We start from the raw sequence: 17,938 nt of genomic DNA, 5'->3' as shown, positions 1-17,938 counted from the left end.
GGCCTTTCATCATCTATATTTTAAGGAACCTGCAAAGTTTCTTAATTTTAAAACAATAAAAATGGTTCGTGGAGACTCGAACCATGGCGATGGGAAAAGTGGTCTGTGGGACACAGACCACGGGGACGCAAACCAGACCACAGTGACAGAAGATTAAAACAAAGAAATGCTCAACACCAAAAGCTTAAACTTCAGTTATAAATACCAGGATTTCTTACTAAATGTTGGCCTTTTGTTGTGGATAGCTATATTTAATACTTACAACTTAACCAGCAAAATTTGGCTTAACTATACCAGCTGCATTTTGGCTTTGGGTTTTTGTTTGCTCCCTGTACTTGTTTTTTCTTTTCTTAAGGTCAGACTAAAAAACATACTCATTCGAAATCGATACATTGCCCACTGGTGTACTTGCTTCTTCATCCTGCTCCCGCTTTTTACTGATGTTGCATTTTACCTGCAAATTGCGAAGCTTGACCATACTGTTTTTATTTCAACAGCTTTGGCAGCAACAACCCTCGAAATAATGTTGATTGCCAATCAATATTACCAGAAGAAGGTGCAGCATATTAAATGGATTAAGAAAATCGGCCTGGAGAATGCAGTACTCATTACCATTATATTATTGGCTGCAACCATTTCAGTAATGGCAGTTTCGAGTTTGGAAAACCCTATTTATCAAAGAAAAGGCTTCCGCTTGGTGGGTTTTGAGTTCGATTTCAAAATGCTATTGCACAATTTCGGAACTTTTCTGGCTTTCTTTTCGCAGTTCCTGATCATGTACCTTTGCGGATACCTGCTTTTCTTCATCAACAGCCGGTTTTTAGTGTCTAAAATCTTGAAAGAAAGGGGATTGTTGATGTACCTCTTAACACTTTCGGCCATCATTGCCATTCTTTATCCATTATTGGCGCAAATATTAATATCGCTACCTATTAATACCGTATTTGGCCGCAGCATATTTGTGGCTAATCCTTTCGAGCTTGAAAATGCTTTTGGGGCCTTTGCCATTATGCTGATCAGTTTACCCGTGGTTTTGGCACTGCAATGGGGAAAGCAGAACAATAGAATTTTAGCACTGGAAAAAGAAAAATCACAAAGTGAACTCGATTTATTAAAACAACAGCTCAATCCGCATTTTTTCTTCAATACCCTCAATAATCTTTACGCTTTAAGTCTCCAAAAATCGGATAAAACGCCTGAAAGCATCCTGCAATTATCTGAACTGATGCGCTACACCATTTACAAAGGGCAGGAAAAAACAGTTAAACTTTCGCAGGAACTGGATTACATTGAAGATTATATCCAATTGCAACAGATCCGTTTACGAAAAACGCTGCATTTTGAGTTTGATAAACAAGTCGGAAATGATCAGATTGATATCGCCCCGCTCCTGCTCATCGTTTTTATCGAAAATGCCTTTAAACATGGCATAGAACCTGCTGAAGATGCCGCAACGTTAAAGCTTTCACTAAATAGCAATAATACCGAACTCATTTTCAGTTGTGAAAACTCCTTCGATTCCGAAGAAATACACAAAACTAAAGGAATCGGCCTCGATAATCTGAGAAAAAGGCTCGAATTGCTTTACCCGAGCCGTTACACATTGCATATCACCACAATTGGTAATATCTTTAAGGCAGAACTTAAACTCCAGCTAAAATGAGCTTACGTTGCTTAATTGTAGATGACGAACCACTTGCCCATGGTGTAATAACCGAATATGCAAAGGATATTCCTTTTATTAACATAACCGGGCATTGTTACCGCGCGACAGAAGCATTGGATTTTTTGAACAAACAACAGGTAGACCTGATTTTTCTCGACATTAGGATGCCAAAACTAAATGGACTTGATTTTTTAAGAACCTTACAGCATAAACCTCTGGTTATTATTACTTCTGCTTACGAAGAATATGCCTTAGAGAGTTTCGATCTTGCCGTTTGCGATTACCTTTTAAAACCCTTCAGACTCGATCGCTTTTTGAAAGCTGTTAACCGTGCATTAGAGCTCTACCAGCTTAAAAAACAGAATTTAGGGGTCGCCAATATCGAAAAAACAATATCTAAAAGTGAAGCACAGATTTCACTCAAAGTAGATAAAAAGCATATTTTGATCAAAACAGAAGAAATACAGTTTTTGGAAAGCCTGGGTAATTATGTAAAGGTTTGGAAAGGCCATGATTTTTTGCTCACTCCACGAACGCTGGCTAGTTTTGAAGAACAACTGTCAGCCGATTTTATCCGCATCCACAAATCTTTTATCCTAAACAAAAGATATGTTGATTACCTTGAGGGCAATACCATCGTGCTTAAAAACGGTCAGCAGGTGCCTATTGGTAAAAATTTTAAGGGCATTATTAAACAGCTACTGAATATTGAAGATTAGCCTTTAATTGATTTTTAACCAACCCGTAATGCTCATTCGCTGTTTATTGGTGAGCAACACCTCGTGCGCTAAATCAGAACTTTTAAAGAAAACACTTTTACCGCTGTTAGGCGAGATATTCTGTTCTTCATCAGCATGATAAATGCGCAACTCTCCTCCATCTTCTATTTTCCAACCGGCATTTAAATACATAATCATCGAGTATTGTCTGCTCCCGTTATGCTGGAACTGATCGATGTGTTTTTTATAAAAAGTACCCGGTTCGTAAAGGGCATAGTGAAATTCGTAACCAGTGATGCCGGTATAGCAGGTACGATTCAGATAAGCCACAAATCTGTTCATCAGATCGAAAAAATCATTTTCGTATTGGTTATCATGCTTTCTATCCAGCCAGTAAATTACATCGCTCCTGATCAGTTTATCCTGGTTAACAAGCATATCATTGCCCACCCCTGCATTTACAAGTTTCTTGTTTTCAAATAAGGCAATCAGGTTATCTTTCAGGTGAGCGGATAAAGAGGCACTTAAAAATCCCTCTGTAACACCAACTTTATCTTCGATAAAACTATCGATCAGGCAATCAAATATTTTTTCCAACAGATTGGTTTAATCTTAAAACAGTATGCCTAAGGTTGGTAAGGTAGTCTTAATTAATGGTTAAGATGTCGTTTCGAAAATTTATATTTGAAGATCTCAAAGCCCATCCCATGCAACATATTTTCCCTGCCCAGTACTCTACCTTATCAGCCGCTGCTTTAAAAACTTATTTAATTGAGGCTTACCATTTAGATCCATCTACAACTTGCCGATTACTCATCAGAAACGTAAGTGATACCTATATTCTCGAAAGCGACAGCCAGGAATACATTTTCAAGATTTATCGAGATGCACACCGAAAAAGGAACGAAATTGAGGGCGAGGTAGAATTGCTCAATATTTTAAAAGCAAATGGAAATTCAGTTTCTTACCCGATAACAGATGTATTTGGGAAACAGATCCAACAGTTTAATGCTGCAGAGGGTTTAAGAAACGGCGTATTGTTTTCTTATGCCGAAGGAAAAGTGATTTTGGAGCTGGAAGATAAACACCTCATTCAACTCGGACAAGATATTGCCAAATTGCATCAAACTACCTCATCAATAAAACTGAATAAGCCCAGGCCAATATTCAGTTTTGAAACGACTCTATTTGAGCCTTTGCGAGATTTAAAACCTCATTTTGCTGAAATGCAGGAGGAATTTGAATACCTGACCAACATTGCTGATAAAGTAGTTAAAAAGTTCGAAGAATTCGATACTTCAACGTTCAGTTATGGTTATTGTCATTACGATTTCTTTCCAAAAAACTTCCACTTTGATGAAAAGGGAAAAATTACTTTTTTCGATTTCGATTTTGCAGGTGAAGGTTACCTGATCAATGATTTAATGACCTTTCTGAACCATTATTTCTTCCACCAGCTCAATAATCTGATCACTAAAGCGCAGGCCGAAAAGGATTTTGGTATATTTTTAAAAGCTTATCAGGAAATCAGGCCGTTAAGCAATGAGGAATTAAAGGCCATTCCTTACCTGGGTATTACCTTTCATATTTTTTTCCTTAAATTCTTTTACGATAATTATGATGATTGGTCGAATGCTTTTTTAACGCCCAGATATACCAAACACCGTGTTGGATTGATTAAAAAATGGGAAGAACTCTATTGTAACTTTTAGGCAAGGCTAGGTTAAATATCAGCAGCCTTTTTTATATTGTAATTAAATAAAAATCAGTAAGATGGACCAGAAAATAATCAACCTGTACGATGAGTACACCCATAGTCAGGTAAGTAGAAAAGATTTTATGAAAAAGCTGGCCGTACTGGCTGGCAGCACAGCGTTGGCCATGACCATTTTGCCCATGCTCGAAAATAATTATGCGGCTGCTGCCGATTTTAACAGTGATGATATCGAGGTTGAAAACATTACCTATCCTGGTATTGATGGCGAAATAAAAGCGGTGCTGGCTAAACCAAAAGGCAAAAAGAACTTAGGTACTGTATTGGTTATCCATGAAAACAGGGGCTTAAATCCACATATTATTGATGTAACCAAACGTGTTGCCGCAGAAGGTTTTATTGCCCTTGGTGTTGATGCACTTTCTCCTTTAGGTGGAACACCTGCCGACGAAGATAAAGGTCGCGAACTGATTGGTAAGTTGGATCCTGAGAAAAACCTGCAGAATTATTTAAAAGGGTTAGATTATCTACGCAATCGTAAAGATGGCAACGGCAAAGTAGGCTGCGTTGGTTTTTGCTGGGGCGGCGGAATGGCCAATAAACTGGCGGTTAGCGACCCAAAACTGCAAGCCGCGGTCGCCTATTATGGCGCACAACCCAATGCTGCTGATGTACCCAAAATTAAAGCCAGTGTGATGCTGCATTATGGTGGTTTAGATGAGCGGATTAACGCTGGTATTCCGGCTTACGAACAGGCTCTGAAAGACAATAAGATCGATTACAAAATTTACATCTACGATGGAGTAAACCATGCGTTTAATAACAATACCTCGCCCACTCGTTACAACGAAGCTGCCGCAAAACTGGCCTGGAGCAGAACCATTGATCTGTTTAAGCAGAAATTGGCGGTGTTGACGAGGTAGTAAGTTAATCACCATAGTTCCGTCATTTCGAGCGAAGCGCAGCGAAGTCGAGAAATCTTTTAAAGTTGCTGACAAATCAGGTTAAAAGATTTCTCCATTTCGCTGCCAATGAAAATTAGTACACTACAGTCATAATGACGATTGTTCTATTATTCTATCTTCAATAGGAATTTACATTATTCCAGTCATTTCGAGCGCAGCGAAGTCGAGAAATCTTTTAAAGTTGCTGATAAACCTGGTTCAAAGATTTCTCCATTCCGTTGCCGATGAAAAATCGGCACACTACAGTCGAAATGACGATTTTTCTAGTAGTTATCCAACTAAAACGAAGTGCATGTAGTTCCGTCATTTCGAGCGAAGCGCAGCGAAGTCGAGAAATCTTTTAAAGTTGCTGACAAACCTGGTTCAAAGATTTCTCCGTTTCGCAACCAATGAAAAATCGGTAGGCTACAGTCGAAATGACGATTTTTCTATTATTTTATCTTCAATAGGAATTTACATTATTCCCGTCATTTCTAGCGAAGCGCAGTGAAGTCGAGAAATCTTTTAAAGTTGCTGATAAACCTGGTTCAAAGATTTCTCCGTTTCGCAACCAATGAAAAATTGGTAGGCTACAGTCGAAATGACGATTGTTCTATTATTCTGTCTTCAATAGGAATTTACACTATTCCCGTCATTTCGAGCGAAGCGCAGCGAAGTCGAGAAATCTTTTAAAGTTGCTAGAGCTAAATCAGGCCCAAAGATTTCTCCATTCCGTTGCCGATGAAAAATCGGCACACTACAGTCGAAATGACGATTTTTCTTTTTAAATTTATTAATATGGAACGCGGAGGATGTATTTACATCATGACCTATTATCAAAGAACAACTTTATACATTGGCGTAACTTCTGATTTAAGGAGTCGTATTTACGAGCATCAAAATAAAATTCATCCCAAATCCTTTACTGCAAAATATAACCTTACCCGTTGTGTATACTATGAGATCTACACATCAATAGAAGAGGCCATTGATAGGGAAAAGCAACTAAAAAACTGGAGCAGATCAAAAAAAGAGGTTTTAATCGATAACTTCAATAAGAGTTGGGATGACTTAACGAAGATTATAAACGAATGGGAAGATTAAGGATTCTCTAAAATATATCTTCATTTGAAGGGTAATTCCTGGTAGTTTCATCATTTCGACTGGAGCATAGCGGAACGGAGAAATCTTTTAAAGTTGCTAGAGCTAAATCAGGTTCAAAGATTTCTCCACTGCGGTCGAAATGACGATTTTTCTAGTAGTTATTCAACTAAAAACGAATTGCCTATAGTTCCGTCATTTCGAGCGAAGCGCAGCGAAGTCTAGAAATCTTTTAAAGTTGCTGATAAATCTGGTTCAAAGATTTCTCCATTCCGTTGCCGATGAAAAATCAGCACACTACAGTCGAAATGACGATTGCTCTATTATTCTGTCTTCAATAGGAATTTACACTATTCCCGTCATTTCGAGCGAAGTGCAGCGAAGTCGAGAAATCTTTTAAAGTTGCTGATAAACCTGGTTCAAAGATTTCTCCGTTTCGCAACCAATGAAAAATTGGTAGGCTACAGTCGAAATGACGATTGCTCTATAAAGACTTGCCAGGACGGTAAAAAATCAACCTAAAACAAGTCCGTATTTAACATGGTTTTTAGAATATTCGACTGAACATCGAAGTTATTGAGGTGGTTCAGGAAATTAATATCTGATATTTTATGATAACTATCTTCCAGCAAATTAATCACCTCATGTGGAATAGCAGTTTTTAATACCGCTGCACTGCTTTTCAATTTATCGTTTTTGTATTGAAGTTCCTGCATAATCTTACCCTTTTCGGAAAGATTGGTAGAGGTATCCAGATCTTTCAAAATGGTTAAATCGCAGAACAAAAACAGGTTTCTGCTCGGGAAAAAGAGGTAATAACTGTCTGTCTCCAAAAATTTATACACTTCTATTACCTGTTCGCCTGATTTTAAACCAATATAAAATTCGGTACGGAAATCATATTTACACAGTTTCCCCATCAATTTCTTTTCGATCGTGGCATATACATTAGTATACACCTGCCTATCCTGAAAATTAATCAGTTGGGCAAATTGACCAGTGGTAAGATCGAAATAAAAATCGTTGGCGTATTTAGAACTGAAAACGTTGATGTTTTTGGAAAAAGGAAATTCAGTACTCAGCTCAGAAAGTACACTGAACAGTTTCCGCAGCGACAGGTTCACTTTAAGCGATTGCTTTTGTTTATCCTGCTGGAAACTTTTCTGATCAACCAGCGTTCCAGCCATACGGTCTATCAGTTCTTCATTGAGGTCGATCTCATCGTAAATGAGCGACACATTTTTCTCATTGCTCTTTTTAATTTTTTTGAGCAGTTCGATTACACTATCGGTAAACTGAAGGTGAAAAAGATCGAGTTTTTCTATCTCCAGTTCTTCATTATTGGCAAAAAGCTGATGAATAACCTGGCTCCGTAAGTAAATTTTATAAATCACTTCATCATCAAAAAACACAGAGAGCAACTGTAAACGGTTGATCTCTGCGCTTGATTTTTTGATAATATTTAAACGGTATTCATCCATGTTTTAATTAATTCACCCTCGTAACGTTCTTTTTCAACTCTGCTTCCAAAGTTTTAAGTTCGCCATCCAACACACGTCTGCTTTGTGCACCTGCTTCATGGATCTGTTTCACTTCGTTAAGTGTTTCAATCAATGATGATGTGGTCAATTTTAGGGTTTCCAAAGATACCACAGTTTTTTCATTTTCTTTGGCCACATCGATACTGTTTTGCTTTAGCATTTCTGCATTTTTCTGCAAAATGGTATTCGTGGTATCCGAAATTTTCTTCTGCATCTCTACATTGGCTTTTTGCCTTTGTAAAGCAACAGCAATGGTCAATTGGTTTTTCCATACCGGAATGGTGGTAGAAACAATTGACTGGGCTTTTTCTGCAATAGAAGTATTGTTGTTCTGCACCACACGGATCTGAGCTAAAGATTGTAACATAATAAAACGCACAATCTTCATGTCTGCCAGTCTTTTATCCAAACGACTGATAAAATCCCTTAAATCGGCAATTTCATAATCCTGGTAATCGGCAGGCCTTCCTTCCATTTCTGCAAGCTTGATATTCAGGTCGTTGTATTTCAGTTGGCCTGCAATAATCAGTTCTTCCATCTGGTGGATATAACCAACATTGCTATCGAACATGGTTTGCAGCGAGCTGTTATCTTTAATTGAATTTAACCTTCCGGCTTTAATTTTGTTGGTGATTTTATCGATATTATTCACCACCACGTCGTATTTCTGAAAAAGTTTCTTCACATCAACCACTAAACTCTTTAAAAACGGAATTTTAGAGATAAAACTCTTAAAACCGCTCTGTTCAAGCTCAGAAACATCGATATAATTTAGTTCGGTGAGCAGTTCGTTAATTAAACCGCCAACTTCGCCACTGTTATAGGTACGTACAGACGATAAAAACTCGTTACTGTATTTCTCCATTGAATTTTGGGCGTCGCTTCCGTAATTCAGGATCGAATTTACATCTGATGGTTCAAGCGATTTTCCAATTTCATGGTATTTAGTGGTTTCCTCGGAAGTTATTTTTTCGAGGTCAACATTCCCGTCTTTATCCAGTTTAACCGGTGTAAGAACCTGGGGAAGATTTGGGTTGGTTTCCATAGTTGATTATATGATCGGCTTTGCAGCTTATAAATAATTTTGGTTTACAGTTTTAACAGTATCTTCCAGTTTCCTGTCTTTGGTTGGCTCACCAATGGCATTAAATTTCCATTCGCCGTTTTTCTTGTAGAAAACACCCATTACCATTGATACATGACCTGCAAAATTAGAACCGTTGGCAATATCGTATTTGGCGAAAACTTCGTTTACACGTTTGGTTGTACCTTCGTAAATGCGGATAGATGCAAAAGGAATGGTTCCAAAATCGTGACCTCTAAAGCTGTTCAACACAAAAGCCGCATAACTTACGTTAGCATCAAGCTGGGCAAAATCAAGCGTAATCACTTCATTGTCCAGGCCATCATCACCGCCCATATCGCCGGTTAAATCGTCACCGCTGTGTTTTACCGATCCGTTTTTAGATTTTAGGTTACCAAAATAAACAACTTCTAAAAGCTGTTTGTTTTCGTTATACAAGGCACAGCTTCCATCTAAATCTACTGCTTCTTTTGAAGATCCGAAACCGAAAAGACCTTTCTTTTCGATAGCACCCCAGTTAATACCTACGCAAACATTCTGAAGTTTGCTACCATTGCTTTTTTCAAGACTGATACGCTGTCCTTTTTGAAGATTGATTGCCATAATATTATTGATATTTGTTTAAATAATCTTGTAAACCACCTTTCATACCTACGCCAACAGCCTCAAATTTCCATTTATCTTCGCGTTTGTAAATTCTGCCGAATTCTACAGCTGTTTCAATTGAGAAATCTTCTTCCAGTTCATACTTTAAAACCACTTCATTGGTTGTGGTATCAAAAATACGGATGAAAGAGTTTCTCACCTGGCCAAAATTCTGTCTTCTGTTCTCTGCATCATGAATGGTAACCACTATACAGATTTCGCTTACTTTAGCATCAATTTTGGTCAGATCGATTTTAACCTGTTCATCATCGCCGTCACCATCGCCGGTTAAGTTATCGCCTGTATGTTCTACAGCGCCATCTGGAGAAATGAGGTTATTGTAGAAAACAAAATTTTCGTCAGAAACTAATTTTTTCTGATCGTTTAATATAAAAATTGAAGCATCTAAATCGAATGCAGAACCGGTAGAAGAGCTGTTGGTATCCCAACCTAAACCTATTGTAAATTTAGGAGCATTGATATTTTCTCTTTGCCCCTTTTGCAAATTAATAGCCATATTAAATTAATTTATAATTGTTGTTTTTGATATAATCTTTAATGAGATGTAAATTTTCGGAATACGCCTCTATGGTATGGTAATTATTGCCAAGCGAAAGGTCGTAAAGCTGGTTGATAAAATCGGTAGTTCTTCGTTCTAAAAATATAGTAAAACTGCTCGAAGTAGTATTTAGAATATATTTTACGATACGGGTGTTGAAACAAAAATTTCCACTATCGATAATTTCTTCCAGATCAAAAATAGACTTAATCTGGTGATAGTTCAGCAGGTTTTCTACATTTGGATGAATGTTTTTATTTACCAGTTCGGCAAAATAAAGCATGTGCATTTCGTTTTTCAGGCCATATTCTTTTGCCATTTTTAAGATCATCCGCTCATGGCTTCCGGTAATTTTAATATCATCCAGAAATAAAAGCGTTTTCCCGGTCAGAAAATCCTTATCGATATGAAAAGAATCATTCCCGATCAGCGAAAGCCTTTCTTCTGCACTTAATTCGCCATAATCTTCCTTATAGGTAATGGTTCGGTGTACTTTTGTTTCCTGCACAGCTAAACCACCATTTTCGACCAGCCAGCGGTTAAGCTGACTTACGAAATAATTTTTCATCGCAAAAGTTGCTGTGGGTATGAAGCTGTAAGGGCTCGAAATCACCACGATCTGATCGGTAATCAGATTATCAACAAGATAATAACGGATAAAGCCATCGGCGAGGTCTTTACCAAATGACCGGGCAACCAGGTCATCGCCGAACTTAAAACGGCTGTAATCATCAGCACTAAAACCGAAGTCGGTTGTATTGTCGATTTTATGGAGTGAATAACTATACGGTATCATAGAGTAGGTTTGAGATAGATAGATTATTGGAATTGATCAGCATACTTTTGATGCCCATAGCTTCTGCCCGCGGACATCGGCATGCGGGTTATCGCCAATATGTATGATCTCTTTTAACTGTAATTCAGGATGTTTTGTTCTGTCGATAGTATTAAGCATCAACTGAAAAAATCCGGTACTGGGTTTTGACATGCGCACTTCGTCAGAATAAAGCTGAAAATCGATATACTGAGCGATGCCCAAATGATTGATGACCTTTGTTAAGGTTTTGCCTTTAATAAACCCGGTGTTGCTTAAGATATTGGTGGAACTTTTGCCCGATTCTTTAATTTTAGCCAGCACATTTAAACAATCATCACAGTAGAGTTTTGGCATGTGTGCAAATACAATTTGCTCCATATCGTGATCCAGCACCTGCAGGTCTACATCACGAAAGTTAAAATCGTAATCATTGATCATACTGATGATCATTAAATACATTTCGTCTGCATCAACGTTTTTCCCAGCCTTCTCATTAATGGCATTTACCATTAAATCAACCTGACGGAAAATAACCGCTATTTCTTCAACAGATTTATGTTTGCCGTTAAAATTGCGGTAAAAATACTGTACCCGCTCTTGTTTATACGTTGGATTAGATTTAATCAGCGTTAACCAAAGATCGAATGAGTAATGTTTGTAAAAAGCCATTGCACCCTGTTTCCTAATCTATTTTATTAAATCCTAATATTACAAAATTTGATTGTAATATCAGGAAGATTTGATTGTAAGATTTATCACAGATAAGCCTTACAATTAAGATTTATCCAATACATCTTCGGCCTCATCCGAAATGATAATGTCGCTTTTGTGTTTTTTTGGATAGTTGAACAATAAAGAGGTTATTACTGGTATAATAAAAATGGCCACGGTAAAAATAGATACGAAAAGATCTGTTTTTTCGCCTTCAATGGCATGAGAAATGGGCGACTCCGGATAGAAATGTGTAAATAACGATGAGGTGAGTTTAATCCCTAAAACACCGATTACGATGAAAGCTACCGTTTCTAAAAAGGTAAATTTCTCCATTAATTTCACAAAAGCCTGTGCCACAAAACGCATGGCCAAAATACCGATAAAAACACCGATGTAGATTAACCAGATGTGATCGGTAAAGGCCACCGCAGCAAAAACGTTATCAATAGAGAAGGCTAAATCCATCACCTCTACCAGCGCAACAGTTGCCCAAAAAGTACCGATTAAACCTACTGTTGATTTATAAATCCAGCTTTTGCTTTTATCTACTTCCTCTTCTTCATCGTTGTTTTTACTGTTCTTTTTTCTAAAATAATCGAATGCCAGGTACAGCAGGTATAAACCACCCAGCGGTTTTAACCACCAGATTTTTACCAGCCATGCAGCCAGGAACAAACAGATACCCCTGAAAACGTAAGCACCTATAATACCATATTTTAATGCTTTATCGCGTTGGTTCTTTGGCAAATCCATAACCATGGTAGCCAAAACCGCAGCATTATCAACTGAGAGCAAACTCTCGATTACAATCAGGTTTAAAATAATTAATAATCCGGCCTGTATATCATCACCTAAAATTGTGTGCAGAAAATCCATTGAGCGTGTCTATTTTTAAATTAAAGTTTTAGTTTTCATAACAAAGAAACAAAATTTTATCATTTCTGCTATTTATTTATATGATTGTTTTATTGTTAGAATGACAATTGTTAAAATTGTTACGTATTTAACACCAAATATTAGTTAGCAGCATCTAATTGATAAATAGCTCCCTTATCTCCTGCCAACATAACTATCTTACCTTTTTTTGCTTTCTGAACAGCATTAAAGCTTTTATCAGAAATGTGTTTCCAGTTTTGGCCCCCATCTGTTGAGATATCTGTACCCGATGTTCCTGTAGCAACTAATGTTTTGGCACCGAGGTAAGCCACACCCGAACGAAAGCCCAAAACAGGTGTATTTGGTTTTTGCCAGGTTTTACCACCATCGTTTGTTAAAAGAATGTTATTCGCATTTTCTTTATCTTTTAAATAGTTTCCGCCAACAGTTACACCTGTTTTCTCATTCAAAAAATCGATAGAGAAAGGACCTGTGCTATTTTCGCCCTGTAAAATCGGACATTTAAATACCTGCCAGGTTTGGCCATAATCAGGCGAGAAATAGATGTTAGAAACTGTTCCACCGGTGGCAATCCAGGTTTTTCCACCTGATAATGTTTTTATGGTGGTACCACTGGCCGCAAAACTGGCTTCGCCCTTGACTAAACTTGTTTTTAAATTTGAAGAGATATCCTGCCAGGTTTTTCCTGCATCGGTGGTTTTAAGCAATTGTAATTGATCATTGATCGGATCGCCGAAAATGATGCCTCTGTTTTTATCCCAAAAACTCACACCATCTAAAAATATGGCCGAGTCTACATTTTTATAGTTTTCTGTCCAGGTTTCGCCTGCATCTGTAGTTTTTAAGATATAAGCGGGCGATGCGATCCCCACAATAACAGCCTGTTTATCGTCAAAAGCTTCGATATCCCTGAAATCGATTTTCTCATAACCCTTAGGTTTTACCCATGTCCAGGTTTTGCCGCCATCAATTGTTTTACCGATTGAACCGTTACTGCCGCTTACCCAGGTAACCTGATTGGATACCACGCTTAAGCCACGCAAACTGGTTTTAGCATTTTCATTTAAAGGTTTGATAGTATACGACTGCGCGGCACAAAAAAAAGGTGCCACTAAAAGGCACCATAATATTTTCTTCATCTGTTGTTATTTAACCCTTCTAAAAGTTTCCGATCTTCCCAAAAGTGAAATCCCTACATAACCACGGATATTTAATACATCAGCACTTTTTAAGGTCATGTTGCAACTATAGGTTTTACCACTTTTTGGATCGTAAATTGTTCCATCGGTCCATTTTCCATCATCATATTTAAAATCTTTCAGTATTTCCAGATTTAATAAAGCACGTTTTTGTAGCTTTTCATCAGGGTTTTTAACGTCTAATTTAGGTTTTCCGTTGATGTTCGGCTCTTTTATCCAGGCCAATTTTCCATAAAACTTATCGCCTTTTTTATAAATTTCTATCTGTCCTTCTCCTGATGGATTTAGCCATTTGCCTACAATAGCATCTTTATTCTGTGCAAAGGCAGAAAATGACACTGCTACAAAGAGCAGCATTAAAAATGGTAACTTTCTCATATTTTTTATTTCTAGTTAGTTTTTAAAGATAATGAATTACACCTTATATCGAAACACTAAATAAAGAGAAAAAGTATGAGAAAGTTTTAAAATCTGAAAATTTACTTTGAAACGATTGGCAGGTACTTTGCCCTGTAAGCATAAAACAGGAACAGGTTGAATAACAACATTACTGCAACCATTGGAAGATCTTTGGGACCTAAAAATGCATGATACAGAAAGACATTTAAAGTTACCGGAAAAATAATGATCGCCGCAAGCGGTGCTGTTCGGTTAATCAGCAATAATGCACCTCCGATCAATTCTGTTATTTTAATCAATGGGAAAAGATAAACCGATGCCATTATGCCTGTCATAAAGGTGGTTTGCGCAGCCGTCATCTCCGGCGCCTTCGGCATCAAGTTAAGAAAATAGCTCACCGAGGCAAAAAGATACATGGCGGCCAAGAGTACGCGTACAACAATTACTGCAATTTTCATATTGGTTAAGTTTTAGTTTGTATTTTAAAAATAATAAAATTTATTGGTTGATTAGTTCATTCAAATTGGTTAACTGGTTAATTGTTTAAATCGGTTAATTGAAAATAAACGCGGAACTTTAAACCGCCTGTTTGGTTAATAGTTTGATAGTCCATTGTTGAGAGCCACATAACTTATAATAATTACTAAAACCTTATATCCTTGACTTCTTAATGGTCTAATTATTTATAGTTTGATAGTTCATTGGTAGATCAATCATTGGTTTTTGATGATTGGTCATTGGTCATTATTCTACTGGTGATCTCAGACTAGGACTCACGACTACGGACTTTGGACTCCCCTCCTACTTATAATCATAATTCACCATCCACTGAATCCCGAATTTATCAGTGGCCATCCCGAAAAGTGCATTCCAAAAGGTTTTTTCTAAAGCCATGGTTATGGTACCACCTGCAGAAAGGGTATCAAATAAACGTTTGGCTTCTTCTTCACTAGTCGCGTCAACCGAGAGTGAAATACCCGTGCCTAATGTTGCCGGCGGCATTGGGGCAGTAATATCGGTTCCCATTAAAATATTGCCACCAATGGGTAAAGCGATGTGCATCAATTTTTCCTGATCGTCCACAGGCATTCCATCGCATCCGGGAGAATCTTTATAACGTTGCACGACCAGAAACTCACCGCCAAAAACAGACTTATAAAAGTTGAATGCTTCTTCTGTGTTCCCGTTAAAATTTAAATAAGTGTTAAGTGTTGCCATTGTTTTATTTAGTTTATTAGTTAATTCGTCATTAGTTCACTGGTAATTGAAAATTGTTCATTGGTTATTGGTCATGGTTTGATGATTAATAGCCTTGCGATTAGTCGGCTTCCAACTGCGGACCGCGGACTTCGGACTTCATCTATATCCTCGTCAGTTTTATATCCATCCATGGCACCCAGTTTTTTCCGTCAAACTGCTCCCACATTCCCTCTATTGTATCTGCTTTAAAATTTCCTTTAAATCTTTCAGTATCAGCAAATATTAAAATGATATCATCGTAAATTTTAAGTGTAGAAATGGAAATATTTCCTTCGTTATCAAACGACTGTGACCTGAAAACATCCTCCATATCATCATAATGGGTAATTTCTAAGGATTGTACTTTTTTATTATTGAATGATACCTCTACTTTATGCGTTAAAAAGAAACCGCCTTCAATCCATTCGTAAGTATCGGTTCCGGTAATTATTCCGCCCGATCTGGTTAAACCTTCCGTTTTCCATTTACCGATGTATGGACTGAGTAGATCAAGCCTGTTGTTTCTCATAAATTTAGTTAAAATCAATTGGGATTTAAGCCATTATAAATATTTTTTAATTGGTGGATATGTCGCTGCGTATGATATATCACAAAATAAACAGCTTCTAAACGGGTAAGAAAACCATAACCGGGTAGTTCATAAGAACTACAGGTTTTAGTTAAATCCAGGTTTCCCGCTGCTTCCGATATCCCCGCCCTAATCTGTTTTAAATTTTCCAATAATTCAGACGGATTGTAGATCCTATCTTCAGGGTAAATTTCTTTCGGCGAATCATACTTCACATCAAAATTCAAAAAATCTTTTTTAATGGTCCCAACCATTAAATCAGCTGGTTTATCTGTTTCCGTAACAGGTCCATTAATAACCTGCAAAAAGCCCGAATTAGACAAAACCAGGTGCTCAGCCAGTTGCCCTGCGGTCCAGCTGCCCTCAAAAGGCACTTTATTCATTAGTGGGGCATCAAATTTTGAGAGCGCGTTTTCCAGTGCCAACAAGGTTTCATTGGCTTCATTAATTACTTTTTCCATAGCTTACATATAATTCATTCCTGGGTAGCCCAATAACCTACGCCAAAGGGCAATTTGTCCGATACAATTCGCATCCCGATAAGTGCTGAAACTGATCATTTCGAAGAGGGTAATTTCCATTCCGGGTATGTTGAGTTTCTCTTCCAGTTTTTCATCGGTAGCCTGGGTTAGGGCTTCCTGTAACTTTGGAGAAATGTTTTTCCAGTCTTTTATAAAATCAGCAAGCGGCGGATAAACCGCATCATCGATAATACCCTTGTTATTAGCAAAAAGTTCATCGGTGATGGATGGAAGATCGATGCCAAACGATTTAGCCAGAAAATATCGCCCTTGCACCACACTGCCGGTAATCCATGCGATGTGATTGGCTTTAGTATCCAATCTTTTTTGCGCATCCTTTTCATCTATGCCATCTAAAGCCCTCAATAAAAAATCTGTCTGCATTTCGTACAATACAATTATACCGTACATTCTGCCACTGGTTGGTTTGCTTTTCATATTATTTATCAGGTGGTTAGTATAAGAATAAAGTTAATGCTTAATAATGACGCATACCCTTGCCGTAAAAGTCAATATTAAGGGCATTTCAGACAATTTTTATATATTTACTACACCCAAATCTTAACCAAATGATACAAATAGGTGTTTTAATGCCCCAGAACTTCAGATTATTGAGCGTAGCGGCAATTTTAGATGTTTTTGATACCGTAAATGGATTTTATCGCAAAGATGAGCTCGAAACACCTTTTAATATCAGTTTAATTACCTCGGATGATAAAAATTATAACTTTAGCGAACACCCCTGCATACCCTTACAAAAAGCCACCAATCTTGATCTTATTCTGATCCCATCGTTTGCCACCAATGATATTAAGGAATGCATTTCGGCCAATAAAAGTTATATCCCATGGTTGAATAAACAGCATTATGCAGGGGCAGAAATCGCAACTTTTTGCACTGGTGCATTTTTACTGGCAGCATCTGGATTGTTGGATGGCAAAGCGGCTACCACACATGTTGATGCCTGTTCAGCATTTTCTACCGCTTTTCCAAATGTGCATTTAAAGGCTGATAAAACGGTAACGCAGGATGGCAAACTATTTACCAGCGGAGGCGCAACATCAACCTTTCATTTATTGCTGCACCTTTTACAGATCCACTGCGGGAAAGATATGGCGGTTAAAGTTGCTAAAATTTTCGCGATAGATATGGATCGGGTAAACCAATTGTACTTTAGCACTTTTCAGCCCATCCGCCACCATAATGATGACCTGGTGGCTTCGGCGCAGGAAAAAATAGAAAGCAATTACCAGGATGTGGCTACGATTGAAGAAATGATCAAAGATATTCCATCGAGCAGGAGAAATATTGTGCGCCGCTTTAAACAGGTAATCGGTATCACCCCTATCGAATACCTGCAGCAAACCCGTATAGAAGCAGCCAAAAAGCTTTTAGAGCAAACAGCACAACAAATGACGGAGGTGATTTTTAATTCCGGTTATAACGACCCGAAAGCATTCAGGAAAGTGTTCAGAAAATCGGTTGGGATGACGCCTACACAATATCGGGATAAATTTCAGGCGAGGTAGGAGACGCCGTCATTTCGTCCGCAGTAGAGAAATTTGGACGTTTATTTAAATTAGATATCAG

The 17,938-nt window shown here is 37.8% G+C and carries 21 protein-coding genes; 6 read left to right on the top strand and 15 right to left on the bottom strand.

Translation table 11 applies throughout. The features are described 5' to 3' along the window. Positions 1 to 499 precede the first annotated feature (499 nt). The gene (locus H9L23_RS05695; RefSeq protein ID WP_187594059.1) at positions 500 to 1,663 is read left to right on the top strand and encodes a sensor histidine kinase; all 1,164 of its coding nucleotides are present in this window, start codon (positions 500 to 502) and stop codon (positions 1,661 to 1,663) included. Continuing rightward, complete coding sequence (locus tag H9L23_RS05690; RefSeq protein WP_187594058.1) at positions 1,660 to 2,385, top strand: LytR/AlgR family response regulator transcription factor; 726 nt, start codon at positions 1,660 to 1,662, stop codon at positions 2,383 to 2,385. The genes H9L23_RS05695 and H9L23_RS05690 overlap by 4 nt, the downstream gene beginning before the upstream one ends. A 3-nt stretch (positions 2,386 to 2,388) precedes the next feature. Here the strand turns inward: H9L23_RS05690 and H9L23_RS05685 are convergent, their stop codons facing one another. Further along, positions 2,389 to 2,982, bottom strand: coding sequence for a 2OG-Fe(II) oxygenase (locus H9L23_RS05685; RefSeq protein ID WP_187594057.1), 594 nt, complete (start codon positions 2,980 to 2,982; stop codon positions 2,389 to 2,391). 110 nt (positions 2,983 to 3,092) lie between these two features. On the opposite strand from H9L23_RS05685, the gene H9L23_RS05680 reads away from it, so the two are divergent. From H9L23_RS05680 to H9L23_RS05670, 3 genes are all read left to right on the top strand, one after another. Beyond that, positions 3,093 to 4,097: a phosphotransferase enzyme family protein gene (locus tag H9L23_RS05680; RefSeq protein WP_187594056.1), complete on the top strand. Its 1,005-nt coding sequence runs from the start codon at positions 3,093 to 3,095 to the stop codon at positions 4,095 to 4,097. 61 nt (positions 4,098 to 4,158) lie between these two features. Further along, positions 4,159 to 5,022: a dienelactone hydrolase family protein gene (locus H9L23_RS05675; RefSeq protein ID WP_187594055.1), complete on the top strand. Its 864-nt coding sequence runs from the start codon at positions 4,159 to 4,161 to the stop codon at positions 5,020 to 5,022. Positions 5,023 to 5,841: 819 nt separating this feature from the next. Continuing rightward, positions 5,842 to 6,147: a GIY-YIG nuclease family protein gene (locus H9L23_RS05670; protein ID WP_187594054.1), complete on the top strand. Its 306-nt coding sequence runs from the start codon at positions 5,842 to 5,844 to the stop codon at positions 6,145 to 6,147. A gap of 515 nt (positions 6,148 to 6,662) precedes the next feature. On the opposite strand, the gene H9L23_RS05665 is transcribed toward H9L23_RS05670, so the two are convergent. The 14 genes from H9L23_RS05665 to H9L23_RS05600 form a co-directional block, all read right to left on the bottom strand. Then, positions 6,663 to 7,625 (bottom strand): hypothetical protein, encoded by a 963-nt coding sequence (locus H9L23_RS05665; protein ID WP_187594053.1) that lies wholly within the window; start codon positions 7,623 to 7,625, stop codon positions 6,663 to 6,665. A gap of 7 nt (positions 7,626 to 7,632) precedes the next feature. After that, positions 7,633 to 8,730, bottom strand: a complete 1,098-nt coding sequence (locus tag H9L23_RS05660) for a toxic anion resistance protein (protein ID WP_025144198.1) — start codon at positions 8,728 to 8,730, stop codon at positions 7,633 to 7,635. A gap of 27 nt (positions 8,731 to 8,757) precedes the next feature. Further along, positions 8,758 to 9,372, bottom strand: coding sequence for a TerD family protein (locus H9L23_RS05655; RefSeq protein WP_187594052.1), 615 nt, complete (start codon positions 9,370 to 9,372; stop codon positions 8,758 to 8,760). Between the two features lie 4 nt (positions 9,373 to 9,376). After that, positions 9,377 to 9,931 carry a TerD family protein gene (locus H9L23_RS05650; protein ID WP_187594051.1) on the bottom strand — a complete coding sequence of 185 codons (555 nt, stop codon included), beginning with the start codon at positions 9,929 to 9,931 and terminating at the stop codon, positions 9,377 to 9,379. A 1-nt stretch (position 9,932) separates the two neighbouring features. Continuing rightward, the gene (locus H9L23_RS05645; RefSeq protein WP_187594050.1) at positions 9,933 to 10,769 is read right to left on the bottom strand and encodes a phosphoribosyltransferase family protein; all 837 of its coding nucleotides are present in this window, start codon (positions 10,767 to 10,769) and stop codon (positions 9,933 to 9,935) included. Between the two features lie 36 nt (positions 10,770 to 10,805). Next, positions 10,806 to 11,459, bottom strand: a complete 654-nt coding sequence (locus tag H9L23_RS05640; RefSeq protein WP_246474858.1) for an HAD family hydrolase — start codon at positions 11,457 to 11,459, stop codon at positions 10,806 to 10,808. Positions 11,460 to 11,564: 105 nt separating this feature from the next. Beyond that, positions 11,565 to 12,380 (bottom strand): TerC family protein, encoded by an 816-nt coding sequence (locus H9L23_RS05635; protein ID WP_187594049.1) that lies wholly within the window; start codon positions 12,378 to 12,380, stop codon positions 11,565 to 11,567. A gap of 140 nt (positions 12,381 to 12,520) precedes the next feature. Further along, on the bottom strand, positions 12,521 to 13,540 hold the full coding sequence (locus tag H9L23_RS05630; RefSeq protein WP_187594048.1) for a WD40/YVTN/BNR-like repeat-containing protein: 1,020 nt from the start codon (positions 13,538 to 13,540) through the stop codon (positions 12,521 to 12,523). Between the two features lie 6 nt (positions 13,541 to 13,546). Then, positions 13,547 to 13,978, bottom strand: a complete 432-nt coding sequence (locus tag H9L23_RS05625; RefSeq protein WP_187594047.1) for a DUF2147 domain-containing protein — start codon at positions 13,976 to 13,978, stop codon at positions 13,547 to 13,549. 101 nt (positions 13,979 to 14,079) lie between these two features. Continuing rightward, the gene (locus tag H9L23_RS05620; RefSeq protein ID WP_025144206.1) at positions 14,080 to 14,457 is read right to left on the bottom strand and encodes a DoxX family membrane protein; all 378 of its coding nucleotides are present in this window, start codon (positions 14,455 to 14,457) and stop codon (positions 14,080 to 14,082) included. 343 nt (positions 14,458 to 14,800) lie between these two features. Next, entirely contained in the window at positions 14,801 to 15,217 is a 417-nt protein-coding gene (locus H9L23_RS05615; protein WP_187594046.1) for a VOC family protein, read from the bottom strand. A 142-nt stretch (positions 15,218 to 15,359) separates the two neighbouring features. Further along, a complete protein-coding gene (locus tag H9L23_RS05610; protein ID WP_187594045.1) occupies positions 15,360 to 15,767 on the bottom strand; it encodes a hypothetical protein in 408 nt (135 codons plus the stop codon). A gap of 14 nt (positions 15,768 to 15,781) precedes the next feature. Further along, a complete protein-coding gene (locus H9L23_RS05605) occupies positions 15,782 to 16,288 on the bottom strand; it encodes a DinB family protein (RefSeq protein ID WP_187594044.1) in 507 nt (168 codons plus the stop codon). Between the two features lie 3 nt (positions 16,289 to 16,291). Beyond that, a complete protein-coding gene (locus H9L23_RS05600; protein WP_187594043.1) occupies positions 16,292 to 16,786 on the bottom strand; it encodes a DinB family protein in 495 nt (164 codons plus the stop codon). A gap of 131 nt (positions 16,787 to 16,917) precedes the next feature. On the opposite strand from H9L23_RS05600, the gene H9L23_RS05595 reads away from it, so the two are divergent. Then, positions 16,918 to 17,877, top strand: coding sequence for a GlxA family transcriptional regulator (locus tag H9L23_RS05595; RefSeq protein WP_187594042.1), 960 nt, complete (start codon positions 16,918 to 16,920; stop codon positions 17,875 to 17,877). Positions 17,878 to 17,938 lie beyond the last annotated feature (61 nt).

Origin of the sequence: Pedobacter roseus, from assembly GCF_014395225.1 — a bacterium.
GTDB classification, from domain to species: domain Bacteria; phylum Bacteroidota; class Bacteroidia; order Sphingobacteriales; family Sphingobacteriaceae; genus Pedobacter; species Pedobacter roseus.
This window is presented reverse-complemented; position numbering and strand designations above follow the sequence as displayed.